This window comes from Pseudomonas syringae (assembly GCF_001698815.1).
Lineage (GTDB): Bacteria > Pseudomonadota > Gammaproteobacteria > Pseudomonadales > Pseudomonadaceae > Aquipseudomonas > Aquipseudomonas syringae_A.
On sequence record NZ_LGSI01000067.1, the window covers coordinates 125,705 to 150,996 of the forward strand.

Consider the following 25,292-nt stretch of genomic DNA (forward strand, 5'->3'; position numbering starts at 1 on the left):
GGCCGGTTTTATTGGGCCGCTACAAAGCTGACCCGCACTTTCAAACCCTGCTCGGCGCCGTCATGCAAACTGATCTGCGCCAAATGCGCCCGGCAAATCTCGCCGACGATGGCCAAACCCAACCCTGACCCACTGCCCTGTTGCCGACTGCGATAAAAGCGTTCGAAAACCCGGTCGCGCTCGGTTTCAGGTATGCCGGGGCCGTCATCTTCAACCTCAAGAATGCCCGGAGCGCTGACCCGCAGAATCACATTGCCACCCGACGGCGTATGCGCCAAGGCATTGTCGATGAGGTTGCTCAGCAACTCGTTGAGCAGGGTCGGCTCGCCCCGCAGCCAGACCGGATCATCAGCTTCCAGCGCCAAAGCGACACCATGCGCGTGTGCCAGCGGCGCCATGGCCATGCCGAGTTCGCGGGCCAGCTGGCTCAGATCCAATAGCTGCGCACCACCTTCGGCAATGGCTCGGGCGCCGTTTTCAATGCGTGCCAGAGACAGCAATTGGTTGGCCAGATGGGTCAGTCGATCCGTGCCTTGCGCCGCGCTTTCGAGGGTCGTGCGCCAATCGGCGGGCTCTTGCGAGCGCAGACCCAACTCGACCCGAGCCTTGAGCGCGGCCAGCGGTGTGCGTAGTTCGTGAGCGGCGTCGGCTATGAACTGCGCCTGACGCTCGAACTGCTGTCGCAGACGCTCGGTGAAGTGGTTGAGGGCGCTGACCAGCGGGCGCAGCTCGTGCTGGACTTCGACCAGAGGCAATGACCGCAGGTCGTCGGGCTGACGCTCTTCAACCTCGGTGCGCAACCGCTCCAGCGGGCGCAACGCCGCACTGACAGTGAACCAGACCAGCAACAATGCACCCGCGCCAAGCATCCCCAGGCGCAACAAGGTATCGGCCATGAGACCACGCGCCATTCTGACCCGCGCTTCCTCGGTTTCCGCGACACGGATCTCCGCCATGCCGTTCATGTTCGGCTCGCTGACCGGCTTGAGCAGGCTGACCACCCTTACATCCTGACCTTGATAGCGGGCGCTATAAAAACTGGCCAGCGCCGGGTAGTCATCGGTGCGCAAGGTGCCAGGCGGTGGCGGCGGCAGATTTTCATAGCCGGAGATCAACTGTTTATTGATGTCGTTGACCTGGTAATAAATGCGCCCGACGCTGTCGTAAGCGAAAGTGTCCAGGGCGATATAGGGCACATCGGCGCTCAGCGTGCCGTCGCGCTGGGAAACCCCGGCGGCGATGGTTCGTGCTGATGCCAGCAGCGTCCGGTCGTAAGCGGTGTCAGCGGCTTCGCGGCCGTTCCAGTAAGCGCTCAGGCCGCTGGCCAGCATCAACACCGTCAACAGCAGCCCGAGATTCCACAATAAACGCCAGCGAAGACTGTTATGCCGGCTCATCGCGACTTTCCAGCAGATAACCCAGGCCGCGGAAGGTCACGATGCCCACCGGATGGCCGTCGAGCTTCTTGCGCAAGCGGTGCACGTAGATTTCGATGGCGTCAGCGCTGGCTTCTTCATCCAGGCCGAACACCTGGGAAGCCAGCTGCTCTTTGCTCATCACTCGACCGGGCCGCGCAATCAGCGCTTCCAGCACCGCTTGCTCTCTGGACGTCAGGGTCAGCAGTTCTTCGCCAAGGGTGAAGCGTCGGGTATCGAGATCGTAGACCAGTGCGCCGCAACGTTGCTGGCGCTCGCCGCCCAATACACTGCGGCGCAGCAGCGCCTTGACCCGAGCTTCCAGCTCCGAGAGCTCAAACGGCTTGGCCAGATAGTCATCGGCGCCCAGATTGAGGCCATGGACGCGATCCTTCACATCGCTGCGTGCGGTCAACATCAACACCGGCAGGTTTTTACCCCGCCCGCGCAGACGCGCCAGCACTTCAAAACCATTGAGTCGCGGCAAGCCGACATCAAGGATGGCAACGGCATATTCCTCGCTGCTCAAGGCCAGATCGGCGGCCACACCGTCGTGCAGGACATCCACGGTCAAACCAGCGCTTTTGAGCGCCTGCGCCACACTTTCAGCCAGTTGCGGATGATCTTCGACGAGCAGAACACGCATCGACTTCTCCTGATTGCGTGACATTAAGAGCGCGGAGTTTACAGGCGCGCCGCTGCCTGTGAAGCACGAAACGCCTGCGAACTCATTTTAGTTGGCACTTGAAAGGTAGCTGAAAGGTTTGTGAAAGCTTCGCTGTTTAGCATCGCGAAAAGGCCCGCAAGTCGGGACCGAAAGAAAAGCGCCACGATGCGTTTTCACAATAAAAACAAAAAATGAAAAACGGAGTTATCCATGAGCAAACCCATGACCAAGCCTGGGTTGTCAGCTGTTCCGAATTCACCCCCCTCTTCTCGTTCCTCCTCGACACTTGCCGGCGTTAGCTTGCAGCGTGGGTTTTCCACGTCCGCGCGCCCGACTGCGAATTCGTCCGATCGCCACCGATGAAGCGTTTCGCCTGAACCGTCGGTTGCTGCGCTGCGTCGCTGCTTCAACATCTAAAGAGCAACATCCAAAAACAACAACTCTTCTGGAGACTGACCATGAATTTGTCTTTGCGTCGTTTCGCTGTAGCCGCGGGTTGCATGATGCTCGCCACTCAGCTGTTCGCCGATGAACCCAAGCGCCCTGAATGTATCGCGCCCGCCTCGCCGGGCGGTGGTTTCGACCTGACGTGCAAACTGGTGCAGAGCGCGCTGATCAACGAGAAAATTCTTACCAAACCGATGCGTGTGACCTACATGCCCGGCGGCGTTGGCGCAGTGGCCTACAACGCGGTGGTCGCTCAGCGCCCTGCCGATGCCGGCACGCTGGTGGCGTGGTCCAGCGGCTCGCTGCTGAACCTGGCCCAGGGTAAATTCGGTCGCTTCGATGAAAACGCCGTGCGCTGGCTTGCGGCGGTGGGTACCAGCTATGGCGCCATCGCAGTGAAAGCCGATTCGCCGTACAAAAACCTCGACGATCTGGTCAAGGCCCTCAAGGCTGACCCGAGCAAAGTCGTGATCGGCTCGGGCGGCACCGTCGGCAGCCAGGACTGGATGCAGACCGCACTGATCGCCAAGGCCGCCGGGATCAACCCGCGCGACCTGCGTTATGTCGCCCTCGAAGGCGGCGGTGAAATCGCCACCGCTCTGCTCGGCGGCCACATCCAGGTGGGCAGCACCGACATTTCCGACTCCATGCCGCACATCCTCAGCGGCGACATGCGCCTGCTGGCGGTGTTCGCCGACAAGCGTCTGGACGAGCCGGAAATGAAAAACATTCCGACCGCCAAAGAGCAAGGCTACGACATCGTCTGGCCGGTGGTGCGTGGTTTCTACCTCGGGCCAAAAGTGACCGACGCCGAATACAACTGGTGGAAAGACGCTTTCGACAAGCTGCTGGCCTCGGAAGACTTCGCCAAGCTGCGCGACCAGCGTGAACTGTTTCCGTTTGCCATGACCGGCCAGGAACTGGACACCTACGTGAAAAAGCAAGTCGCCGACTACAAGACCCTGGCCAAGGAATTCGGCCTGATTCAGTGATCGCCTGACTGACTAGTGGTTGCGCCTGCCAGCGAGGTGGCGCAACCCAGGAGCTTGCACCATGTTGATCCAACGAATTTTTGCCGCGTTTCTGCTGCTGGTCTGCGCCGGCCTGGCGTTGATGGCCTGGCCCTATCAAGCGCCGTTTTCCTACGAGCCGGTCGGCCCTCGGGCGTTTCCCCTGCTGATACTTGGCCTGATGGGGCTGGCGCTGGTGTACATGCTGTTTCGCCCGACGCCCATCGTGCACACCGAAGAAGACCCGAAGCTGGACCGCGAAACCATCATCAAGATCACCGCCTGCGTGTTCCTGCTGCTGATTTTCGCCGGTCTGTTCGAACCGCTGGGCTTCATTCTCAGCAGCATCCTGATCGGTATTCCCATGGCGCGCCTGTATGGCGGGCGCTGGGTGCCAAGCGTGATTGTGGTGATCTTGATGAGCATCGGCCTTTACCTTCTATTCGATAAAGCCATGGACGTTCCGTTGCCCCTGGGCTTGCTTGACGTTCTGGAGAACTGATCAATGGATACTTTCAGCTATCTCGGCCAGGGCTTCGGCGTTGCGCTGACGCCTTACAACCTGATTACCGCGCTGTGCGGCACCTTGATCGGCACCGTCGTCGGCCTGCTGCCGGGGCTGGGACCGATCAACGGCGTTGCGCTGCTGATCCCGATTGCCTTCGCACTGGGCCTGCCTCCGGAGTCGGCATTGATCCTGTTGGCGGCGGTTTACCTGGGCTGTGAGTATGGCGGCCGGATCAGTTCGATCCTGCTGAACATTCCGGGCGAAGCGTCCACGGTCATGACCACCCTCGACGGCTACCCGATGGCTCGCCAGGGCCTGGCTGGCGTGGCGCTATCGTTGTCGGCATGGAGTTCGTTCATCGGTGCACTGATTGCGACGTGCGGCATGGTGCTGTTCGCCCCGCTGCTGGCGAAATGGGCGATTGCTTTTGGCCCGGCGGAATATTTCGTGCTGATGGTGTTCGCCATAGTTTGCCTGGGCGGCATGGCGGGTGATCGGCCGCTGAAAACCTTTATTGCCGCATTGATGGGCCTGTTCCTGTCGGCAGTCGGCATCGACGCCAACAGCGGCGTGTATCGCTTCACCGGCGACAACATTCACCTGACCGACGGCATCCAGTTCGTCGTGCTGGTGCTGGGCCTGTTCTCCATCAGCGAGATTCTGTTGCTGCTGGAAAAAACCCATCGCGGCCAGGAAGCGGTGAAAGCCACCGGCCGCATGATGTTCAACTTCAAGGAAGCCAGTTCGGTATTCGTGGTGAACCTGCGCTGCGGCGTATTGGGTTTTATCATGGGAGTGCTGCCCGGTGCCGGTGCGACGCTGGCAAGCGCTGTCGCGTACATGACAGAAAAAAGCATCGCGGGCAAAACCGGCAAGTTTGGTCAGGGCGACATGCGTGGTCTGGCAGCACCGGAAACGGCCATTGGCGGCGCGGCCTGCGGCGCGCTGGTGCCAATGTTGACGCTGGGAGTTCCCGGGTCGGGCACAACTGCGGTAATGATCGGTGCCTTGTCGCTCTATAACATCACCCCTGGCCCGATGCTGTTCCAGCAGCAACCGGACCTCGTCTGGGGTCTGATCGCCTCGTTGTTTGTCGCCAACGTCATGCTGGTGATCCTCAACATCCCGATGATCCGCATCTTCACCCGCATCCTCAATGTGCCAAATTGGGCGCTGGTGCCGGTTATCGCGATCATCACCGGGATCGGCGTCTACGCGGTGCATGCCACGACCTTCGACCTGTTCCTGATGGTCGGCATCGGCATCTTCGGTTACATCCTGCGCAAGCTGGACTTCCCATTGTCGCCAATCCTGCTGGGCTTCATCCTCGGCGGCTTGATGGAACAGAACCTGCGTCGCGCACTGTCGATTTCCAATGGTGCGATGGAGATTCTCTGGTCCAGCCCGATCACCATCGGCGTCTGGGTACTGACCATCCTGATGCTGGTGTTCCCACTGATCCGCATCTGGCGCAAACGTGCATTGCTGCGCAGTGCAGCGACCAGTGTCTGATCGACCCTTCAAAACCTGGTGGGCAACCCCGCTGGTCGGTCTGCTTGGCGGTTACCTCGCCAGCCAGGTCGGCTGGCCTTTGCCTTGGATGGTCGGCTCGTTACTGGCGATCATCCTGGTGCGTTGCCTGACTCCATGGCAACTGGCAGAAATCCCCGGCGGCCGCAAATGCGGTCAATGGGTGGTCGGCATCGGCATTGGCCTGCACTTCACTCCGGTAGTGATTGCCCAGGTCATGGCGCATTTCGGCCTGATCTTTTTCGGCGCACTGGTCACCAGTGTTTCCAGCGTTGTCGGGGTCTGGTTGATGCGGCGCAGCGGGGAAGATCGTGCTACTGCGTTCTTCTCCAGCATGCCCGGCGGCTCCGGCGAAATGGTCAACCTCGGGGCGCGTAACGGCGCCATTCTCAGTAGCGTCGCCGCCGGGCAAAGCCTGCGCGTACTGGCGGTGGTGCTCTGCGTTCCGGCCATCTTCAAATACTTGTTGGGCGACGGCACGCCGGCCTTCCATGCGGGTTCCGTTGACTGGTGGTGGCTTGCCGTTTTGTTTCCCCTGGGCGCGGCTGTGGCCTGGCTTTGGCAACGTCTGAAGCAACCCAATCCATGGCTGTTCGGCCCCTTGTTGGTGAGCGCGACGGTCAGCATTGTCTGGGATCTACACATCGGTTTGCCTGACGGCGGCAGCCAGGTTGGTCAATGGCTGATCGGCAGCGGTTTGGGCTGTCATTTCAATCGTGAATTTTTCCGCCGCGCACCTTCATTTATCGGCAAGACGCTGCTCGGCACCGCTCTGACCATGCTCATCGCCGCCCTCGCCGCTTTGGGGCTGAGCGCCGCCACCCATCTGGATCTGCGCTCACTGACCCTGGGCATGATGCCCGGCGGCATCGCCGAAATGAGCCTCACCGCCGAAGTGTTGCAATTGTCTGTGCCGCTGGTGACGGCAATGCAGGTGATGCGGTTGTTGTTTGTGTTGTTTCTGGCGGAGCCGGTGTTTCGCTACTGGGATCGGCGGGGGCAATCCTGAATAACACCAAGCCCCGTGGGAGCGAGCTTGCTCGCGAAGATGCCAGAACGTCCAACATCTTCGTTGACTGAACTACCGCTTTCGTAAGCAAGCTTGCTCCTACACTCAAACCGCAGGCAACCGCCACTCAATCGGCGCCATCCCGTTCTGCTCCAGGTACTTATTGGCCCGGCTGAAATGCCCGCAGCCCAGAAAGCCCTTGTAAGCAGACAACGGCGAAGGATGCACTGAGGTCAGCACCAGATGCTTGGTGGCATCGACCAGCTTCTGTTTGCTCTGCGCATGAGCGCCCCACAGCATGAACACCAGATGCGGCTGATGGGCGCTCACCGTTTCGATCACCTTGTCGGTGAAATGCTGCCAGCCCTTGCCTGCATGGGAAGCAGCATTGGCGCGCTCGACGGTCAAGGTGGTGTTGAGCATCAACACACCCTGATCGGCCCAGGACTGCAAATGGCCATGGGCGGGAATGTCGATATTCAGGTCGCGTTTGAGCTCTTTATAGATGTTGACCAGCGACGGCGGCGCGGGCACGCCGGGTTGCACCGAGAAACACAAACCGTGAGCCTGGCCAGGGCCGTGATAAGGGTCCTGGCCGAGGATGACCACCTTGACCTGATCCAGCGGCGTGGAGTTCAGCGCGTTGAAGATCAGCGGCCCCGGCGGGTAGATTTCTTTGCCGGCGGCATGCTCCTGGCGCAGAAACTCACGCAGCTGGTTCATGTAAGGTTTTTCGAACTCGTCACGCAACGCGTGTTTCCAGCTGGGTTCGAGTTTGATGCGGTCGTCGGATGTCATGGTCATACCTTGCAAAACAATGCGCGCGGGCGGTGCTGAAACCGGGAGCAGACCCTATGAAAGCTGGCCGCCAATGTCAAATACCGCGCGCCCCGCTCTGCCGTTTCCTACACTTGATCGCAACTTAACCCGACATGAGGCAATCAAAACCCTGTTGGATAAATGTATTGCCCCCGAGAGGTCACGATGAATCTGCTCTTTGAAGAACTCCCCGCTCAGGACGGCGCCCGAATCGGCGTGGCCACGCTGGACGCGGAGAAGTCATTGAATGCCCTGTCGCTGCCGATGATTCTCGCGCTGCAAGACAAGCTGAACACCTGGGCCAGCGATGACAGCATCGTCTGCATATTGCTGCGCGGCAACGGGCGCAAAGCGTTCTGTGCAGGCGGAGATGTACGTACCCTGGTGGAAACCTGCCGAGCGCATCCCGGCGAAGTGCCGCCATTGGCGGCGCATTTCTTTTCCGCTGAATACCGCCTCGACTACAGCCTGCACACCTATCCAAAACCGCTGATCTGTTGGGGCCACGGCTACGTGCTTGGCGGCGGCATGGGCCTGCTGCAAGGGGCCAGCATTCGTATCGTCACGCCGAGCAGTCGCCTGGCGATGCCGGAAATCAGCATCGGCCTGTACCCGGACGTGGGCGCCAGCTGGTTCCTTTCGCGCCTGCCGGGCAAGCTCGGTCTGTTTCTGGGCCTGACCGGCTCGCACATCAACGGGCACGACGCGCTGGACCTGGACCTCGCCGACCGCTTCCTGCTCGATGAACAGCAGGACGAGTTGATCGACGGCCTGCAGCAGCTCAACTGGCAAGAACAGACCTCGATCCAGCTCAACAGCCTGCTCAAGGCGCTGCAACAGGAAGCCATCGGCCAGCTGCCGGCCGCGCAGTGGCTGCCGCGTCGCAAGCAGATCGATGAATTGCTCGATGTCGGCAACCTGCCCTGCGCATGGAGTGCCATCAGCCACCTGCAACACAAAGACGACGCCCTGCTGGCCCGCGCCGCCAAGACCCTGACCGAAGGCTGCCCGCTGACCGCGCACCTGATCTGGGAACAAATCCAGCGCGCCCGACACATGTCGTTGGCCGAAGTATTCCAGATGGAATACACCATGAGCCTTAACTGCTGCCGCCATCCCGAGTTCAGCGAAGGCGTCCGCGCGCGACTGATCGACAAGGACAACAAACCCCATTGGCACTGGCAGGACGTGGCCAACGTTCCACAGGCAGTGATCGACGCACACTTCGCCAAGGCCTGGGAAGGTCGACATCCGTTGGCGGATTTGTCGGGGTATTGAGCAAAAGACAATGCTTTTGGACGGTAAATCTGATGGCTGCCTCTTGATTGAGCGAACTCCTTACCCCAAAGTAAGGAATTCCAATTCAAGAGGCGTTAATGATGGCTACAGCCACCGTTACTTCAAAAGGGCAGATTACTATTCCCGCCCAAGTCAGGACTTCCCTTGGCCTGGATACGGGGGATCGAATTGAATTCGTTGATATAGGAAACGGTAAGTTCGCCATCATTGCGGCGACTCATTCTGTGCGAGATCTGAAAGGCTTGATTCGCAAGCCAGCCAAACCGGTCAGCATCGAAGACATGAACTTGGCTATCGAAACACAGGGATCGAAAACTGAATGATCGGTCTGGATACCAATGTTCTGGTGCGTTACGTCGCTCAGGATGACGTTAAGCAATCGACCATAGCTTCGCATCTGATCGAATCTTTGACCGTTACCGCTCCCGGTTTTATTGCCATGGTTTCAGTCGTCGAGTTGGTGTGGGTACTGCAATCGAGCTACCAATCCAGCAAATCAGAAATCATCGCGGTCCTGGAAACGCTCTTGCGCACCAGAGAGTTGACGGTGGAAAACGTCGAAACGGTTTGGCAGGCACTCAGGCGCTTTACTGAATCCAACGCTGACTTTGCCGACTGCCTGATTGAGCGTTCCGCCCACGCAGCCGGCTGCGACCATACCGCCACGTTCGACAGTAAAGCGGCCAAGACTGCTGGAATGCGTCGGCTGATTTAAATTCGCCTGCAAACAAGAAACCGCTCGGACCTCGCTCAATATAAAACGGCACTCCATGGAGTGCCGTTCTTCTTTCAACTACCGATCAGCGATTCCCGCCTCGGCCATCCCCACCGCGACCGCCACGGCCATCGCCGCGTCCGTCGCCGCGTCCGTCGCCTCGTCCGTCGCCTCGTCCGTCATGGCCGCGGTTGCCGCCATGGTCGCTGCCCCACGAAGGGCCGCCGCGGTAGTCGCGACGTGGATCGTTGCGATAACCGGGATTGCCGCCGCGATAGCGGTTGTCACCCCAGCCATAGCCGGGCGGTCTGCCGGGCTGGTAATAACGTGGAACGGGTGGCGGCGCGTAATAGCGCGGCGCCGGGGCATAGTAGCGTGGCTGCGGCGCTACATAGATTCGCCGCTCCTGGTAATAAGTCGAACGGTAGCCATTGTCATAAGCATATCCACCTCCAACGACGGTTGCGGGCTGGGTATACACATCGGATTCGTAGTAACCGGGACCTCCATAGCAACCAGCAAGAGTCAGAGCCAGTAAAACAAGCAGCAAGGGTCGTCGATACATGGCGGCCTCCCGGACCGCGATAGGGCACAAACCAGCGACGCTGGTCGGCGTTCGCCAATAGCTGGCGGACAGAAAATAAGACACGAAAACCCACTTCAAGTGCCCCGTGGGGCTAACTATATTTGTGCCGTCACGCCCCAAGCCGGTGCACCCATGCACCATCATCAGCCGATTCAACCCGCATCAAAACCTGCCACCGCGCCACACAGGCCCACTGTATGCGGCGTTGTGCCAAGTTGGCACAACTCTCGCTTTAGCAAACCTGTGCAGGAGACAAATCAGGTTCGCGGCACCACAATTTGCAATAGCCGACTAGGGTTCCGGCTCGCCAGTTAATGGCGAGTGGCTGGTCCGAGAGTTGGCGACCTCCAGTAGAGGTTACACGGCGGGATAAAAGCCCGGGAGACAGGACACCAGTGGTGTCGCGTTGCTCCTGGCCGCCCCTTTTCGCTACTGGAGGTTGTTACATGCAAAAATCCCGTCTGTTCGGTCTGCTCGCTGCAGGTCTCGTCGCTGCATTAAGCCTCTCTTCGGCGCAAGCCGCCGTCAAAAAAGAATTCAACGTGTGCTGGACCATTTATGCCGGCTGGATGCCCTGGGAATACGCAGGCACCCAAGGCATTGTCGACAAGTGGGCGAAGAAATACGGCATCAAAATTGATGTCACCCAGCTCAACGATTACGTCGAGTCCATCAACCAATACACCGCTGGCCAGTTCGATGGCTGCACCATGACCAACATGGATGCGCTGACCATCCCGGCTGCGGGCGGCGTGGACAGCACCGCGCTGATCGTCAGCGACTTCTCCAACGGCAACGACGGCATCGTCATCAAAGGCGCGGGCAAGAAAGTCGCCGACCTTAAAGGCATGAACGTCAATCTGGTGGAACTCTCCGTCTCCCACTATCTGCTGGCCCGTGCGCTGGATACGGCTGACCTGTCCGAGAAAGACCTGAAAGTGGTCAACACTTCCGACGCCGATATCTCCGCTGCCTTCAACACCAATGACGTCCAGGCGGTGACCACCTGGAACCCGATGCTGGCGGATATCAAGGCCAAGCCCGGCGTTACCCAGGTGTTCGACTCCAGCAAGATTCCTGGCGAAATCATGGACATGATGGTCGTCAACACCCAGACCCTGAAAGACAACCCGGCGCTGGGCAAAGCATTGACCGGTGCCTGGTTTGAAGTGGTTGCCCTGATGAACGCCAAATCCGCCGCAAGCAAAGTCGCGCTGGAACACATGGCCAAGGCCTCGGGCACGGATCTGGCGGGTTTCCAGGCGCAACTGGACACCACCAAACTGTTCGCCACACCGAAGGAAGCCCTGGAGTTCGCCAACAGCAAACAGCTGCCGGACACCATGCGCAAGGTTGCCAACTTCTCCTTCGAGCATGGCTTGTTGGGTGAAGGCGCCAAGGATTCCAGCGCTGTGGGCATGTCCTTCGCCAACGGCGTGATGTCTGGCGACAAGGGCAATCTCAAGCTGCATTTCGATCCGAGCTACGTGCAAATGGCCGCCGACGGCACGTTGTAATCCGCGTTCCGCCCAAAGGTCATTGCCATGCGCTTGATAAATCGCCGCCCGGATCGGGCCAGTCGCCTGATACTGGTGATCCTGCCGTTCGCCCTGCTGCTGTTCGCCTATTTCACTGGCTCGGCGACCCGGCTGACGGAAAACCCCAACGACAAGCTGCTGCCCAGTGCCGTGCAGATGGCTGATGCGGTGAACCGTATGGCGTTCAAAGCCGACAGTCGCACCGGCGAATATCTGCTGTGGCAGGACACCGGTTCCAGCCTGAAACGGCTGGCGATTGGCCTGGGCATCAGTGCGCTGCTGGGCTTGTGCCTGGGGATTGCCTCGGGAATCCTGCCGTTGTTCAGCGCGCCGTTGTCGCCCTTGTTGACGGTGCTGTCGATGGTGCCGCCGCTGGCGATCCTGCCGATTCTGTTCATCGTCTTCGGTTTGGGCGAGCTGTCGAAAGTCATGCTCATCGTGATCGGCATCACACCGATCCTGGCCCGGGATCTGGAGCAGCGCGCCCGGGAAATCCCGGTCGAGCTGCTGATCAAGGCGCAGACCTTGGGCGCTTCGACCTGGACGCTGATCCTGCGGGTGATCCTGCCGCAATTGCTGCCACGCTTGCTGATTGCCCTGCGACTGGTGCTGGGTTCGGCGTGGTTGTTCCTGATCGCGGCCGAGGCCATTGCTTCGACCGATGGCCTCGGGTACCGGATCTTTCTGGTACGGCGCTATCTGGCCATGGACGTGATTTTGCCCTACGTGGTCTGGATCACCCTGCTGGCCTGGCTGATGGATTGGGGCCTCAAGGCGCTGACCCGCAAAGCTTTCCCTTGGTATGAAGGGGCGCGAGGATGAGTTTTATTTCCGTACAAAACGTCTGGCAGCAATACGACGATCAAGTGGTGCTCGAAGGCCTGAATCTGAGCGTCGCCGAGGGTGAATTCTGCACGCTGGTCGGTGCCTCCGGTTGCGGTAAATCCACCTTCCTGCGTTTGTTGCTGGGTCAGGAAGTACCGAGCAAGGGCAAGATTCTGCTCGACGGCAAGGCCTTGGCCAGCGAGCCGGATGCCAGCCGTGGCGTGGTGTTTCAGCGCTATTCGGTGTTTCCGCATCTGTCAGTGCTGGACAACGTTGCCCTCGGCCTGGAACTGCCGCGCTCGGCGCTGCTCGGGCGTTTGTTCGGCAACGCCAAACGCGAAGCTCGCGAACAGGCGGCGGTGTTGCTGAAGAAAGTCGGCCTGGGTCATTCGCTGGATAAATACCCGACGCAGCTGTCCGGCGGCATGCAACAGCGGTTGGCTATCGCCCAGGCGCTGATCATGAAGCCTCGGGTGTTGCTGCTCGACGAACCCTTCGGCGCGCTCGATCCGGGCATCCGCAAAGACATGCACGCCTTGCTGCTGGAACTGTGGCGCGAGACGCAGCTGACGGTGTTCATGGTCACCCATGACTTGTCCGAGGGTTTTAACCTCGGCACGCGCTTGCTGGTCTTCGACAAAGTGCGCATCGACCCCCACGCCCCCGGCGCTTATGGCGCGCGCATCACTTATGACATTCCCCTGAACAGCGACCGCCGCGCAGCACGCGCCGCGATTGATTCGCTGCAACAGGCTTAGAGGATTCTGCTCATGACACCATCAAACACTTTATTCCCCGTCTTCGCCGAAGAGCTGCTGCCCGGCGGCGGCCACCGTTCGTTCGTGCTCAAGCGCGGCGAACTGCTGCGCCTGACCGATATCAACGGCAACGCCAACGTCAGCCTGACGCTGCTCAACGCCCATGAAAAAACCGAGCGTTTGAACCTGCCGGACAGCCTCAAATGCCAGCACACCGCCAAACTCACCAGTGGCCATTGCCTGTATTCGGACATGGGCCGCGTACTGGCGGCAATTACCGCTGACACTTGCGGCTGGAGCGACAGCCTCGGCGGCGTGCTCTGCGCGCAAGAAGTCGCGGAGAAATACGGCCAGGGCCGCTATCAGGAACTGCGCAACGGCTTCTTTCGCAACGGCACCGACAACCTGCTGGTGGAACTGGGCAAATGGGGCCTGGGCCTGTCAGACCTGCTGATGACCTTGAACCTGTTCAGCCGCGTCAACGTTGACGACGCGGGCCGCCTGCATTTTGTGCCGGGCAACTCGCAAGCCGGCGACTACATCGAGTTGTACGCGCCGATGGATACCTTGGTCGTCCTCACCGCGCTGCAACACCCCATGGACCCGAACCCGGAATACGCACCGCAGCCGCTGCAACTGACCTGGATGAAAGCCGACGCCAGCGTCGCTGAACATTGCCGCACGTCCCGCCCGGAAAACCAGCGCGGCTTCATCAATACCGATCGCCTGTTCGCCTGAGGAGCACGTCCATGAATCCGACTTCCGCTACCGCTGCATCCACCACCTTCATTCCGGCAGGCGAACCGTCGCTGACTGAACTCAAGGCCGGGCAAACCCTGCGCATCCTAGATCTGGAAGGCAATCAGGCGGTCGACACGCTGTTCTTCAGCCTCGCCAACCCCCGTGAGCGTTACGACGTGCAACGCACATTGCGCCGCCAAGGCAGCGTTTACCTGACCACCGGCAGCGTGCTGTATTCCAACCTTGGCAAACCGATGCTGACCATCGTCGCTGACACCTGCGGTCGTCACGACACCCTCGGCGGCGCCTGCGCCCAGGAGAGCAACACCGTGCGTTACGCCTTGGAAAAACGCCACATGCACAGCTGCCGCGACAACTATCTGCGCGCTTGTATGCATGACGGGCGACTCGGCAAAGGCGACATCGGGCCAAACATCAATTTCTTCATGAACGTGCCGGTTACCGCTGACGGCGGGCTGACCTTCGAGGACGGCATCTCCGCGCCGGGCAAATACGTGGAACTGCGCGCCGAAATGGACGTGATCGTGTTGATTTCCAACTGTCCGCAGCTGAATAACCCGTGCAATGGCTACAACCCGACGCCGGCTGAATTGCACGTGTGGAATTAAGCCCTCGCGGCTGAAGCCGCTCCTACGGACGGTGTTTCATGGGGACGGCTTCGGCGGCTCCTGCGGGCGGTGTTTCGTAGGAGCGGCTTCAGCCGCGAGCGGGCTAGCAAGCTGACCACGACGGACGACCCTCGTGCAGACACATCAATAGCGGGACGGCCCGCTTCCCAAGTTTGAGGTCGAAACCATCGACTTCCGGGGTTCAAGCCATGTTTGACACACTGCTGATCGCCAACCGTGGCGCCATTGCCTGCCGCATCCTGCGCACCTTGCGCGCCCTGCACGTCAAAGGCGTTGCGGTGTATTCCGAAGCCGATGCCGCCAGTCTGCATTTGCTGGAAGCCGACGAAGCTCACAGCCTGGGTGAAGGTGGCGCGGCCGGGACTTATCTGGCTGTGGATAAAGTCCTCGCCATCGCCAAGGCCAGCGGCGCACAAGCGATTCATCCCGGCTACGGCTTTCTTTCCGAAAACGCCGCGTTCGCGCAAACCTGCGAAGACGCGGGCATTGCCTTTGTCGGCCCAACGCCGGAGCAACTGCGGGTTTTCGGCCTCAAGCACACCGCCCGCGCCCTGGCCAAACAGCATGGCGTACCGATGCTCGAAGGCACCGAATTGCTCGACAGCCTCGACACCGCGCTGCACGCAGCAGAGATCATTGGTTACCCGGTGATGCTCAAAAGCACCGCCGGTGGCGGCGGGATCGGCATGCGCGTGTGCCGCAGCGCCGCCGAGCTGAGCGAGTCGTTCGAGGCGGTGAAACGCCTCGGGCAGAACAACTTCAGCGACGCTGGCGTGTTCATCGAGAAGTACATTCAGCGCGCCCGGCACCTTGAAGTTCAGGTATTCGGCGATGGGCGTGGCGAAGTGCTCGCACTGGGCGTGCGCGATTGTTCGGTGCAGCGGCGCAACCAGAAAGTCCTCGAAGAAACCCCGGCACCGAACCTGCCCGAAGGCATGGGCGAAGCGCTGTGCATGGCGGCGATCAAGCTGGCTAAAGCGGTCAACTATCGCAGCGCTGGCACCGTGGAGTTTGTCTTCGACAGCGAGGATCAGCGCTTTTATTTCCTGGAGGTGAATACCCGCTTACAGGTCGAACATGGCGTGACCGAGCAAGTCTGGGGCGTCGATCTGGTCAGTTGGATGGTGCAACTGGCCGCTGGCGACCTGCCGCCGTTGAGCGAATTGCAGGCAGCGCTAAGGCCGAGCGGCCATGCCATTCAAGCGCGGCTGTATGCGGAAGATCCGGGACGGGATTTCCAGCCAAGTCCTGGCTTGCTGACCGCCGTGAACTTCCCCGCTGTGGACGGCAAAAGCCTGCGCATTGATACGTGGGTTGAAGCCGGTTGCGAGATTCCACCGTTCTTCGATCCGATGATCGCCAAGGTCATCAGCTGGGCGCCGAACCGTGAGCGGGCCAGCGCTGGCCTGGCCAAAGCCTTGAGCGACACGCGACTGTACGGCGTCGAGACCAACCGCGATTACCTGCGCCAGATCATCGCCGACGTCCCGTTTGCCAGCGGCCAGCCGTGGACCCGCTGCCTGGAAGGTCTGGTCTATCACGCCGACACCTTCGAAGTGCTCAGCGGCGGCACACAGACCAGCGTTCAGGATTATCCGGGGCGTCTGGGTTATTGGGCAGTCGGTGTGCCGCCGTCCGGGCCGATGGACAGCCGCGCCTTGCGTCAGGGCAATCGCCTGCTGGGTAATGCCGAAGGCTGCGCCGCGCTGGAAATCACCATGAGCGGGCCGTCGCTGCGCTTCAACACGGATGCCGTGATTGCGGTGACTGGCGCGTCGATCCCCATCACGCTGGACGGTGAGATGCAGCTGATGAATACCGCATTGTTTATCGCTGCCGGTTCCAGTCTGGCGCTCGGCACCATCGCTGGAGCGGGCGCGCGCAGCTATTTATGTGTTCGTAGCGGGCTGGATGTGCCGGATTATCTGGGCAGCAAAAGCACCTTCACGCTGGGCCAGTTTGGCGGTCATGGCGGCCGGGCCTTGCGGGCTGGCGATGTGCTGCACATTTCGCCATTGGTTGAGCGCAGCGCAGGGCAGCACATCGCAACGGATCAGCTGGAGGAGTTGGCGGATGTTCGGCAAATTCGCGTCATCTACGGCCCGCACGGTGCGCCGGAATATTTTACTGAGCGTTACATGCAGACTTTTTTCGCCACGGCGTGGGAAGTGCATTTCAATTCCAGCCGCACCGGCGTGCGCCTGATCGGCCCGAAACCGGAGTGGGTCCGCGCCGACGGTGGTGAAGCGGGTCTGCATCCGTCGAACATTCACGACAATCCATATGCCATCGGCGCAGTGGATTTCACCGGCGACATGCCCGTCATCCTCGGCCCCGACGGCCCGAGCCTCGGCGGCTTCGTCTGCCCGGTGACCATTATCGAAGCCGATCTGTGGCAATTGGGGCAGCTCAAGGCCGGCGATAAGGTGATGTTTGAAGCGGTGAGCATCCAGACTGCCCGGGATATTTTCGCCGCGGGCGACGCTAGCTGTAGGACCGGTTTTAGCCGGGAGGAAGATCTCACCGACGACGCAAATGCTGCGAATGTAACACCCCTCTCCCGGCTAAAGCCGGTCCTACGCGATGATCTGCTTTCACCCATCATGCTCGACATCGGCCGCGACGACACGCGCCTGGTGGCCCGGCTCTCCGGCGATACCCATCTGCTGCTGGAAATTGGTGCGCCGGAGCTGGATCTGGTGCTGCGCTTTCGCGGCCATGCGCTGATGCAGGCGCTGGAGGCCAAAAACCTGCACGGCGTGATTGACCTGACGCCGGGCATTCGCTCGCTGCAAGTGCATTACCAGCCCGAGCAATTGCCACTGCAACAGTTGCTGGAGATCGTCGCCGGAGAATGGGATGCCGTCTGCGCGGCCAAGGACCTGCAAGTCCCGTCGCGCATCGTGCATCTGCCGCTGTCCTGGGACGATCCGGCCTGTCAGCTGGCTATCGAGAAATACATGACTACCGTGCGCAAAGACGCGCCGTGGTGCCCGAGTAATCTGGAGTTCATCCGCCGCATCAACGACCTGCCCAACCTCGACGAAGTGCAGCGCACGGTGTTCGAAGCCAGCTATCTGGTCATGGGCCTCGGCGATGTCTACCTGGGCGCTCCGGTCGCCACGCCGCTGGACCCGCGCCATCGGCTGGTGACCACCAAGTACAACCCGGCGCGCACCTGGACGGCGGAGAACTCTGTCGGTATCGGCGGCGCGTACATGTGCGTGTACGGCATGGAAGGTCCGGGGGGTTATCAGTTTGTCGGGCGTACGTTGCAGATGTGGAATCGCTATCGGGAAGTGGCGGCCTTCGATGGCAAGCCTTGGCTGCTACGCTTTTTCGATCAGATTCGCTTCTACCCGGTCAGCGCCGAAGAGCTGTTACGCATTCGCCGGGATTTTCCGCTGGGTCGCTATCCGCTGCAAATTGAACACAGCACCTTGAACCTGGCGGACTACCAGGCGTTTTTAAGCAGTGAAGCGGAAGGCATCGCGGCCTTCCGCAGCCAGCAGCAAAGCGCATTTCAGGCCGAGCGTGAGCGCTGGATTGCCAGCGGCCAGGCCAACTTCGAAAGCGATGAAGCGGTGGCGCCGCTGACCGATGAAGCACCGCTCGGTGCCGGTGAACAAAGTATCGACAGTCACATTGCCGGGAATCTCTGGCAAGTGCAGGTGGAGGTGGGCCAACAGGTCGCCGCTGGCGATGTGTTGGTGATTCTGGAGTCGATGAAAATGGAAATCCCGCTGCTGGCGACACTCGCCGGCGTGGTTCGGGACGTGCGCGTACAACCGGGTTCGGCCGTGCGTGCGGGACAGCGAGTCGTAGTCATAGAAGCCGTTTGATGTGGTCTGTTCTTATCAATTTTATGGAATTTCGCCATGAGCCTTGAAATCACCTTGAGCGACCTGCGCCTGGAGTCGGTCCGCGCGGCCTACCAGTCCGGCAACCTCACGCCCCGCGAGTTGATTCTTGCACTGCGGGAAAAAGCCGCTGCGCTTAACCCTGAATATCATCTATTCATTTACCTGCTTGATCCGACAGAGCTGGAGCCCTACTTCGCCGCGCTGGAAGGTCGGGACATCAACGACCTGCCGCTGTATGGCGTGCCGTTTTCGATCAAGGACAACATTGACCTGGCTGGCATTCCGACCACCGCCGCCTGCGTTGCTTACACCTATAAGCCCGAGCGCTCGGCGACCGTCGTTGAGCAACTGATTGCCCTGGGTGCGATTCCTTTGGGCAAGACCAATCTGGATCAGTTCGCCACCGGCTTGAATGGCAGTCGCTCGCCGTTCGGCGCCTGCCCCAACAGCGTGCTCAAGGAATATCCATCGGGCGGGTCAAGTTCCGGTTCGTCCCTGGCAGTCGCCCTTGGCGTCAGCAGCTTCGCACTGGGCACCGACACGGCGGGCTCGGGACGCGTGCCCGCCGCCTTGAACAATCTGGTCGGCATGAAGGCCAGCAAAGGCTTGATCTCCACGGCAGGCGTGGTTCCAGCCTGCCAGACGCTGGATTGCGTCACGACCTTCACCGCCACCGCACGGGAAGCCAGCCAATTGCTGGGCCTGGTCGCGAAACTTGATCCACGCGACGAATACAGCCGCAGCAATCCGTCATGGAACGATGCCTCGGCCTTCGGTGCGCCGCGACCGTTCCGCTTCGGCGTGCCTCGCGCCCAGGACCTCGAATACTTCGGTTGCCCACAAGGACCGCTGCTGTTCGGCGATGCCATCGACCGCCTGACCGCCATGGGCGGCGAAGCGGTCACTATCGATCTTTCGCCATTTCTCGAAGCCGCAGGCCTGCTCTATAACGGCCCGTGGGTTGCCGAGCGCTACAGCGTCGCTGGCGAACTGATGCAGAGCAACCCGGAAGCGGTGCTGCCGGTCATCCGCGCGGTCCTGGGCAAAGCGCCGCTGGTGACTGGCGTCGAAACGTTCAAGGCGCAGTACCGCCTGCAAGCACTCAAGGCCATCTGCGATCGTGTCATGGAAGGCGTGGATTTTGTGGTTACGCCGAGCATCGGCCGCCCCGTCACCTCGGCGGAACTGGAAGCTGAACCCGTGCTGCGCAACTCGGAGCTGGGTTACTACACCAACTTCGTCAACCTGCTGGACTACGCCGCCGTTGCCGTGCCCAGCGCGTTCATGGACAACAGCATGCCGTGGGGCGTAACGGTGTTCGGCCGGGTATTCACCGATCAGTATTTGCTGGGCATCGCCGACGCACTGCAACGCGATACCGAATTGCCCTTGATTGGCGGGCTTGCCGGACACCTGTCCAAACCTGCCGGCACCGCGCGCAATGACATGGCCAGAATCGTGGTGTGCGGCGCGCATCTGGACGGGTTGCCGTTGAACTGGCAGCTCAAGCAACGCGGCGCGCGCCTGGTGGAAGCGACCCAAAGCTCATCGAATTATCAGCTCTATGCGTTGGCGGGCGGCCCGCCGTTTCGCCCAGGGATGGTTCGGGTCGAGCAGGACGGCGTGGCTATCGCGGTGGAGGTCTGGGAGCTGCCGAGTCGCGAACTGGGTTCTTTCCTGACCGGCATTCCGGCACCGTTGGGCCTGGGCAAAGTGCAGCTGGCTGACGGGAGTTGGGAATGCGGATTCATCTGCGAGCCCTATGGTCTTGAAGGGGCAACCAACATCAGTCATCTGGGCGGCTGGCGCGCTTATCTGAACGCCTGAGCCAATAGATAGTTACCCGAAACAAGCAAGTGCCGAATGACATATTGGCGGGTCATTAATAGTTACCCGCCAATATGAAAGTAACTGAAACGCCCTCTTCGAACTCGACCGACAGCAGCCCGGCAATCGACCTGAAAAAACTCAAGGCATTGCGAAGAAGCCCTGCGACGAAACTGATCGCCAGCTCGCCTCTGCTGCTCAAGGCTTATCAACTGGACATGGATTGCCCGCCGAAGCTGGATGAGTATGTTCGCGAACAGTTGATCCAGCTGTTGCGTCGGCGTACCGCCAAGGTACTGGAACCTGACCAGCTGTTTATTCGCTTCACCCATGATGATCAACCCGCCATTGAACGTGATGGACGGGAACGCTATGCAAAAAAGATCTCCCTGACGGAACTGGCGATTATTTCGTTCGATGTACCGGCCATGCTGGCGCTGATGAATTCCACTCTGGACGACAGGGTTCTGGATGAATCATTTCCAGAATTTACCGCCAGCAGCGCCATGGACTTGATTCTCAACGCGCCGTTGGCAACCGGTTACGCGGCCCTGACCAGGGCTTTTTGGGCCAGGCACGAACAGACCTACTGCGCCTTGGCCAAGCTGTCGTTTCTGCATGACCTGCACGCGCGCTTTTCACGCAGAAGAGTCAGTCTGGATGGTTATCGCCTGGGCCTCGATATCCTGGGCCTGACAGCGTTTCCCGAAAATTCCGAATGCCTTGAACTACCCGCAACCGGCACGCTGTCCAGCGCCAGTATGTTGTCCCTCAACGGGCGCCGGGTTGCGGGGGCCTTTCAGCTCAAATCGCACAACACCTCACACTGTTTTATCCACCAACCGGGGAGCGCCGCCGAGCCCATCGAATACATCAGCGATGACGCGCAACGAATGACCCAGATGCTGCTTAATGCGCTGAACGAGCACGGCGGGCCGCGGGCACCCGACTCAGCCGAGGACGAGAGCGTTCTGCAGGTTGAATTGAGCATTATCGAAGGCGATATTTTTACCGCGGTCACGACTGTGCAAAAGCAGTTATCCCTTGGTTATCTGCTGGGCGATTCAGTCAGCACTGATTGGCTCAAGCCAATCCAGCCTGCTCTGAAACTAGTCAGCGCCGTCGATCTTTGGCAAATACGCCCGACCATCCTCCAGCGAATACCATCGCCGCTGAAAACCGCCGCGCGGCTCATGCGCAACGTAATGAAAGATGAACATGGCTTGGATATAAACCCGGACCAGGTATTTATTCGTTATGTCCGGGGTAAGTCTTTTACGCCATTGGGTAGCGCTCGCGTTCCGGTTACCCAATTCAATACGCCTGAGGGATTGCCAATCAGCCTGAGCCGGGCCCTTATAGAGAATTATCGGGTGGAACACGCCGAGGGTTATCTGGATCATGACGCACGCACGCTGGTGTATATCGATCCCATTGAAAATGGCCACGCGGCCAATATCCAGGAACTTCCGGTCTCCCCGCAGGCCATCGAAGATCACATCCGGAAGATAGACTTCCTGCCGCTCATGACCCGCCGCGTCGAGCGATTCTGGAGCCAGCATCAGGACCGTGTCGAAGAATGTTTTAAAACCAGTTTCATGACGCAAGCCGTGCTGAGCCTAAAATCACGGCTGCTCTTCAAAAGCGGTTTGGACATTGTTGTAAAAACCCTCGAACAGCTCTACGTCAAACCTCGCAGTGGCGCAATCGAACGGACGGTACTGGGCTTTTACCTGCAACATTCCGTATTTGAAGGCGTGCAGGAAGTCTACTGTCCAGGCCTGCTGATCCTGTCGGAACCTGGCCGACCGCATAAGGTTCTGTACCAGGCAGGCATACACAAAGCCTTCATCGAATTCGACAGCGATGAAGCCATCGATCAATACCTGAAAAAAGCTGCGAAAAACCAACAGTGGCGCAAGTCTGTCCTGAACCATGTTCCGCTGCGCCACCACCGACGGCTCACCTATATTCTGCAGATATGGGCCGGCGAGCGAGATCCCGAAGAACCGGTATCGATACTGCGTCCCTGGACCGACACGCTGTACAACCAGGATGCTCATATTGCTGCGGCCCATAAACTGTGCATCAAACACCTGACTGTTTCGCCATTTCGCTATATGGCTGAAACCCTAAGACAGAACGGATTAATGGACGCGCAGGACGTTATCGTGACGTCCAATGAGGTGCTGCTTAAATACTGGACTCGGCAACTCAATCATCTCCAGATCCTGCTGGCGCCCATGTCCTTTTTGCTGACCCCGGCGTTGATCGCAACGCTGGCCATGGAAATCGGTGTTGTATCACTGAACATCGCAGCGGCGAACTTGCCGGGCGCACGCTACGAAGAAAAACGGCAGGCCATGCTCGCGGCCTTGTCGTTGGGTTTTCTCCAAATGGCGCCTTACACGCCAGCGTTGCTGCACTCATTGGGCAAACTCATGAGCGCCGGCAAAATCTTGAAAGTTTCAGCCGCTGCGATCGACAAGACCCGAGGCTTTAGTTCACTGCTCAATAGGTCGATGCACACTCGCCATACCCGCCTGGAGAAATTCTTCGAGACTGACAGCCTGCTTAAAACCTGGAATATCCCCGGCCATCCGCGTTTCGCAACAGTGCCGGTCAAAATATGGAAACTGACACACAAGTTTCTTCTGTGGACATCAAACCGGGGCAAGGCGCGAACGCTGGTGGTCAGCACTCACGGCTATTACTTGCCGTGGAGCAAGAACACGCCGATCCCCAACGGCACCGAACTGCGCGTCTATGCACCTCATGGGCATGCATTGATCGATCCCTCGCTGCATCGCGTGATTCAGCAACACGTAAAACCCTTCGGCATTCTGGACAACCAGGCCAACACGCTGGTCGCGGCGCCAAACAGCCTGTCCCCTTACACCCTCACCGACAAGTTGCTGGCGGGCACATCGCAGTTGGGGAAGATCAAGAATTACAAACTCTCTAAATTCCAGTCCCCTGATGACGAGAGTTACCAGTACATCAGCCATGTGGTTCGCGATTCCAATCTATCGCCGTTCAGCGGGCAACTAGTGCGTACGCCAATGGATGTACTGACGGTGAGAAAGCGCTTCGGCATGACGGATCCAACGCTGGAAGAACTATTCAAGGGTTTGTTCGAGCACGGTATTCATTACGACAAGATCCTGCTGCTGCACTGCCGATGCTCGGCGTTTCAATCAACGATTGGTACCGCGCATGTTTACCCTGCGCCATGACCAAGGGTGCTGCCCATACAAAGCCGGACCACTGCCGGGCGGAACAAATTCGCGATAGCGTGAGTAGTGGCGGCAAGCTAGCATGTAGCCCTGAATATTATCCTCTCTCCGGACACTCCATGCCTTTTCGCTCCGCTATTACTTCACAACGGTCGTTGCTGGTGACGTTAGTGATTCTTTTAGGGAGCGGCTTTCTCGCCACTTCATTGCTCAGCTATTACGCGTCGCGGGCGTCTATTCGCGACAACATCATCAACACCGAACTGCCGCTGACGTCCGACACCGTCTATTCCGAGATCCAGAAAGATCTGGTGCGCCCGGTGCTGATCTCATCGATGATGGCCCGCGATACCTTCATGCGCGACTGGATCGTGGAAGGCGAACGCAATCCGGACCAGATGACCCGATATCTGAAAGAGGTCATGGATCATTACGGCGCCTACACCTCGTTCTTTGTTTCCAACAGCAGCTTGACGTATTACCAGGCCAAAGGCGTGCTCAAGAAAATCGACGCCCGCGAACCCCGCGACGTCTGGTATTACCGCGTCCGGGACATGGCCTCGCCGTACGAGATCAACGTCGACCCGGACATGGCCAATAAAGACAGCCTGACCTTCTTCATCAACTACAAAGTGTTTGACTACGACAACCGCTTCATCGGCGCAACCGGGGTCGGGCTGACGGTCGATGCCGTCATCAAATTGATCGACCGCTATCAACAGCGTTATCAGCGCAGCGTGTACTTCGTCGACACCTTCGGGCGCATCGTCCTGACCGGTGCCGAGGGTGGTCCGAATGGCGCTGCCATCGGCCAGTCGCTCAACAAGTTGCCAAGCATGAGCGAGCTGCACAAGCAACTGCCCAAACCGCGCAGTGGCACGTATGAATACCAGTCAGAAGGTCGCGAGCACTTTCTCAACATCCGCTTCATTCCCGAACTGAACTGGTACCTGTTCGTCGACAAGCGCGAAGACACAGCGCTCACCGATATTCGCCAATCGCTGTACCTGAACCTGCTGATCTGCCTGATTGTCACGCTGGTGGTCGTGTTGCTGCTGCATCGCCTGATCAACCGCTTCAAATACAGGATTGAAACCCAGGCCACCCTCGACAGCCTGACCGGCCTGCCCAATCGGCGCGGCTTCGACCTGCTGGCGTCGAAAACCCTCAAGGACACCCAACGCGAGGCCAAGCCGCTCACGGCGATGCTGCTGGACCTGGATCACTTCAAGCAACTCAACGACAGCCATGGTCATCTGGCGGGCGACCAGGTGCTGGCCGGATTCGCGGAGGATCTTAAAAGCTGCCTGCGCCAGTCGGACATCATTTGTCGTTGGGGCGGTGAAGAGTTCATCATCCTGCTCAAGGGCAGCGACACCAGAAGCGCCCAACGTATTGCCGAGAAAATTCGTCTGTTGGCCGAGCAACACACCTACGTCTTCTCCGGCACACCCTTGCAAGTCACCGTCAGCGTCGGCCTGGCCGAACTGCAAGAGGATGATACATTGCAAACCCTGATCGCCCGCGCCGACCGCGCGTTGTACGCCGCCAAGCAAAATGGGCGCAATCAGGTGTTTACCGAGGAAACGGCGAGCGCATGAGCACTTCAAGCGTCGATCCGGACCGCTGCCCGGCATGCGGTTCCAGCAACCGCTGCTCCCTGGCGGACCCACGCACCGCCGATCAGGCCTGCTGGTGTTTTTCGGTGGCAATCGATCCGGCAATCATTGGGGCGCTGCCGCCAGAGGTGCGCGCCAAAGCGTGCCTGTGTCCACGCTGCGCCGGTATCGAAAACGCCACCGCTGACAAATCCGCTTCGTAGATCGCGTAACCTGTCGCCTTCCCAACT

General features: G+C 59.6%; 21 protein-coding genes and 1 riboswitch. Of the genes, 17 read left to right on the plus strand and 4 right to left on the minus strand.

Features of this window, described 5'->3' with window-relative positions; genetic code table 11:
• Positions 1-8: 8 nt before the first annotated feature.
• On the minus strand, positions 9-1,397 hold the full coding sequence (locus AFK24_RS23345) for a sensor histidine kinase (protein ID WP_065835473.1): 1,389 nt from the start codon (positions 1,395-1,397) through the stop codon (positions 9-11).
• The gene (locus AFK24_RS23350; protein WP_065835474.1) at positions 1,384-2,061 is read right to left on the minus strand and encodes a response regulator; all 678 of its coding nucleotides are present in this window, start codon (positions 2,059-2,061) and stop codon (positions 1,384-1,386) included. The genes AFK24_RS23345 and AFK24_RS23350 overlap by 14 nt, the downstream gene beginning before the upstream one ends.
• 473 nt (positions 2,062-2,534) lie before the next feature.
• Between AFK24_RS23350 and AFK24_RS23355 the strand changes: the two genes are divergently transcribed.
• From AFK24_RS23355 to AFK24_RS23370, 4 genes are all read left to right on the plus strand, one after another.
• A complete protein-coding gene (locus AFK24_RS23355) occupies positions 2,535-3,521 on the plus strand; it encodes a Bug family tripartite tricarboxylate transporter substrate binding protein (RefSeq protein ID WP_170826384.1) in 987 nt (328 codons plus the stop codon).
• A 61-nt stretch (positions 3,522-3,582) separates the two neighbouring features.
• Positions 3,583-4,041 (plus strand): tripartite tricarboxylate transporter TctB family protein, encoded by a 459-nt coding sequence (locus AFK24_RS23360; protein WP_065835476.1) that lies wholly within the window; start codon positions 3,583-3,585, stop codon positions 4,039-4,041.
• Positions 4,042-4,044: 3 nt separating this feature from the next.
• Positions 4,045-5,559, plus strand: coding sequence for a tripartite tricarboxylate transporter permease (locus AFK24_RS23365; RefSeq protein ID WP_065835477.1), 1,515 nt, complete (start codon positions 4,045-4,047; stop codon positions 5,557-5,559).
• Positions 5,552-6,586, plus strand: a complete 1,035-nt coding sequence (locus AFK24_RS23370; protein WP_065835478.1) for an AbrB family transcriptional regulator — start codon at positions 5,552-5,554, stop codon at positions 6,584-6,586. Before AFK24_RS23365 ends, AFK24_RS23370 begins: the two co-directional genes overlap by 8 nt.
• Before the next feature lie 105 nt (positions 6,587-6,691).
• Here the strand turns inward: AFK24_RS23370 and ung are convergent, their stop codons facing one another.
• Positions 6,692-7,384, minus strand: a complete 693-nt coding sequence (gene ung / locus AFK24_RS23375; RefSeq protein ID WP_065835479.1) for a uracil-DNA glycosylase — start codon at positions 7,382-7,384, stop codon at positions 6,692-6,694.
• A 186-nt stretch (positions 7,385-7,570) separates the two neighbouring features.
• Here ung and AFK24_RS23380 point away from each other — a divergent pair, with 186 nt between their 5' ends.
• The 3 genes from AFK24_RS23380 to AFK24_RS23390 all read left to right on the plus strand — a co-directional run bounded on the left by AFK24_RS23380 (position 7,571) and on the right by AFK24_RS23390 (position 9,419).
• Positions 7,571-8,683 (plus strand): enoyl-CoA hydratase/isomerase family protein, encoded by a 1,113-nt coding sequence (locus tag AFK24_RS23380; protein WP_065835480.1) that lies wholly within the window; start codon positions 7,571-7,573, stop codon positions 8,681-8,683.
• Between the two features lie 101 nt (positions 8,684-8,784).
• On the plus strand, positions 8,785-9,027 hold the full coding sequence (locus AFK24_RS23385; RefSeq protein ID WP_065835519.1) for an AbrB/MazE/SpoVT family DNA-binding domain-containing protein: 243 nt from the start codon (positions 8,785-8,787) through the stop codon (positions 9,025-9,027).
• Positions 9,024-9,419 (plus strand): PIN domain-containing protein, encoded by a 396-nt coding sequence (locus tag AFK24_RS23390; RefSeq protein WP_065835481.1) that lies wholly within the window; start codon positions 9,024-9,026, stop codon positions 9,417-9,419. Before AFK24_RS23385 ends, AFK24_RS23390 begins: the two co-directional genes overlap by 4 nt.
• 85 nt (positions 9,420-9,504) lie before the next feature.
• Here the strand turns inward: AFK24_RS23390 and AFK24_RS30155 are convergent, their stop codons facing one another.
• Entirely contained in the window at positions 9,505-9,900 is a 396-nt protein-coding gene (locus tag AFK24_RS30155) for a hypothetical protein (protein ID WP_170826385.1), read from the minus strand.
• Positions 9,901-10,285: 385 nt separating this feature from the next.
• Positions 10,286-10,391, plus strand: a riboswitch (guanidine-I (ykkC/yxkD leader).
• A 60-nt stretch (positions 10,392-10,451) separates the two neighbouring features.
• Between AFK24_RS30155 and AFK24_RS23400 the strand changes: the two genes are divergently transcribed.
• From AFK24_RS23400 to AFK24_RS23445, 10 genes are all read left to right on the plus strand, one after another.
• Complete coding sequence (locus tag AFK24_RS23400) at positions 10,452-11,522, plus strand: putative urea ABC transporter substrate-binding protein (RefSeq protein WP_065835483.1); 1,071 nt, start codon at positions 10,452-10,454, stop codon at positions 11,520-11,522.
• A 27-nt stretch (positions 11,523-11,549) separates the two neighbouring features.
• Positions 11,550-12,365: an ABC transporter permease gene (locus tag AFK24_RS23405; RefSeq protein WP_065835484.1), complete on the plus strand. Its 816-nt coding sequence runs from the start codon at positions 11,550-11,552 to the stop codon at positions 12,363-12,365.
• The gene (locus AFK24_RS23410; protein WP_065835485.1) at positions 12,362-13,126 is read left to right on the plus strand and encodes an ABC transporter ATP-binding protein; all 765 of its coding nucleotides are present in this window, start codon (positions 12,362-12,364) and stop codon (positions 13,124-13,126) included. Before AFK24_RS23405 ends, AFK24_RS23410 begins: the two co-directional genes overlap by 4 nt.
• Before the next feature lie 12 nt (positions 13,127-13,138).
• Positions 13,139-13,864, plus strand: coding sequence for an urea amidolyase associated protein UAAP1 (locus AFK24_RS23415; protein WP_065835486.1), 726 nt, complete (start codon positions 13,139-13,141; stop codon positions 13,862-13,864).
• An 11-nt stretch (positions 13,865-13,875) separates the two neighbouring features.
• Positions 13,876-14,496: an urea amidolyase associated protein UAAP2 gene (locus tag AFK24_RS23420; protein ID WP_065835487.1), complete on the plus strand. Its 621-nt coding sequence runs from the start codon at positions 13,876-13,878 to the stop codon at positions 14,494-14,496.
• Between the two features lie 209 nt (positions 14,497-14,705).
• Positions 14,706-18,359, plus strand: coding sequence for an urea carboxylase (gene uca, locus AFK24_RS23425; protein ID WP_065835488.1), 3,654 nt, complete (start codon positions 14,706-14,708; stop codon positions 18,357-18,359).
• A 36-nt stretch (positions 18,360-18,395) separates the two neighbouring features.
• On the plus strand, positions 18,396-20,207 hold the full coding sequence (gene atzF / locus AFK24_RS23430; protein ID WP_065835489.1) for an allophanate hydrolase: 1,812 nt from the start codon (positions 18,396-18,398) through the stop codon (positions 20,205-20,207).
• 74 nt (positions 20,208-20,281) lie between these two features.
• On the plus strand, positions 20,282-23,443 hold the full coding sequence (locus AFK24_RS23435) for a dermonecrotic toxin domain-containing protein (RefSeq protein ID WP_080482267.1): 3,162 nt from the start codon (positions 20,282-20,284) through the stop codon (positions 23,441-23,443).
• 119 nt (positions 23,444-23,562) lie between these two features.
• Positions 23,563-25,044 carry a sensor domain-containing diguanylate cyclase gene (locus tag AFK24_RS23440; RefSeq protein WP_065835490.1) on the plus strand — a complete coding sequence of 494 codons (1,482 nt, stop codon included), beginning with the start codon at positions 23,563-23,565 and terminating at the stop codon, positions 25,042-25,044.
• On the plus strand, positions 25,041-25,265 hold the full coding sequence (locus tag AFK24_RS23445) for a cysteine-rich CWC family protein (protein ID WP_065835491.1): 225 nt from the start codon (positions 25,041-25,043) through the stop codon (positions 25,263-25,265). The genes AFK24_RS23440 and AFK24_RS23445 overlap by 4 nt, the downstream gene beginning before the upstream one ends.
• Positions 25,266-25,292 lie beyond the last annotated feature (27 nt).

What these genes read in the sequence shown, in the direction of transcription:
- AFK24_RS23350 (WP_065835474.1), bottom strand. Translation starts at nt 2,061, where the DNA reads ATGCGTGTTCTGCTCGTCGAAGATCATCCGCAACTGGCTGAAAGTGTG.
- AFK24_RS23345 (WP_065835473.1), bottom strand. Translation starts at nt 1,397, where the DNA reads ATGAGCCGGCATAACAGTCTTCGCTGGCGTTTATTGTGGAATCTCGGG.
- ung (WP_065835479.1), bottom strand. Translation starts at nt 7,384, where the DNA reads ATGACATCCGACGACCGCATCAAACTCGAACCCAGCTGGAAACACGCG.
- AFK24_RS23385 (WP_065835519.1), top strand. Translation starts at nt 8,785, where the DNA reads ATGGCTACAGCCACCGTTACTTCAAAAGGGCAGATTACTATTCCCGCC.
- uca (WP_065835488.1), top strand. Translation starts at nt 14,706, where the DNA reads ATGTTTGACACACTGCTGATCGCCAACCGTGGCGCCATTGCCTGCCGC.
- AFK24_RS23435 (WP_080482267.1), top strand. Translation starts at nt 20,282, where the DNA reads ATGAAAGTAACTGAAACGCCCTCTTCGAACTCGACCGACAGCAGCCCG.
- AFK24_RS23415 (WP_065835486.1), top strand. Translation starts at nt 13,139, where the DNA reads ATGACACCATCAAACACTTTATTCCCCGTCTTCGCCGAAGAGCTGCTG.
- AFK24_RS23400 (WP_065835483.1), top strand. Translation starts at nt 10,452, where the DNA reads ATGCAAAAATCCCGTCTGTTCGGTCTGCTCGCTGCAGGTCTCGTCGCT.
- AFK24_RS23380 (WP_065835480.1), top strand. Translation starts at nt 7,571, where the DNA reads ATGAATCTGCTCTTTGAAGAACTCCCCGCTCAGGACGGCGCCCGAATC.
- AFK24_RS23390 (WP_065835481.1), top strand. Translation starts at nt 9,024, where the DNA reads ATGATCGGTCTGGATACCAATGTTCTGGTGCGTTACGTCGCTCAGGAT.
- AFK24_RS23440 (WP_065835490.1), top strand. Translation starts at nt 23,563, where the DNA reads ATGCCTTTTCGCTCCGCTATTACTTCACAACGGTCGTTGCTGGTGACG.
- AFK24_RS23410 (WP_065835485.1), top strand. Translation starts at nt 12,362, where the DNA reads ATGAGTTTTATTTCCGTACAAAACGTCTGGCAGCAATACGACGATCAA.
- AFK24_RS23445 (WP_065835491.1), top strand. Translation starts at nt 25,041, where the DNA reads ATGAGCACTTCAAGCGTCGATCCGGACCGCTGCCCGGCATGCGGTTCC.
- AFK24_RS23360 (WP_065835476.1), top strand. Translation starts at nt 3,583, where the DNA reads ATGTTGATCCAACGAATTTTTGCCGCGTTTCTGCTGCTGGTCTGCGCC.
- AFK24_RS23420 (WP_065835487.1), top strand. Translation starts at nt 13,876, where the DNA reads ATGAATCCGACTTCCGCTACCGCTGCATCCACCACCTTCATTCCGGCA.
- AFK24_RS23365 (WP_065835477.1), top strand. Translation starts at nt 4,045, where the DNA reads ATGGATACTTTCAGCTATCTCGGCCAGGGCTTCGGCGTTGCGCTGACG.
- AFK24_RS23405 (WP_065835484.1), top strand. Translation starts at nt 11,550, where the DNA reads ATGCGCTTGATAAATCGCCGCCCGGATCGGGCCAGTCGCCTGATACTG.
- atzF (WP_065835489.1), top strand. Translation starts at nt 18,396, where the DNA reads ATGAGCCTTGAAATCACCTTGAGCGACCTGCGCCTGGAGTCGGTCCGC.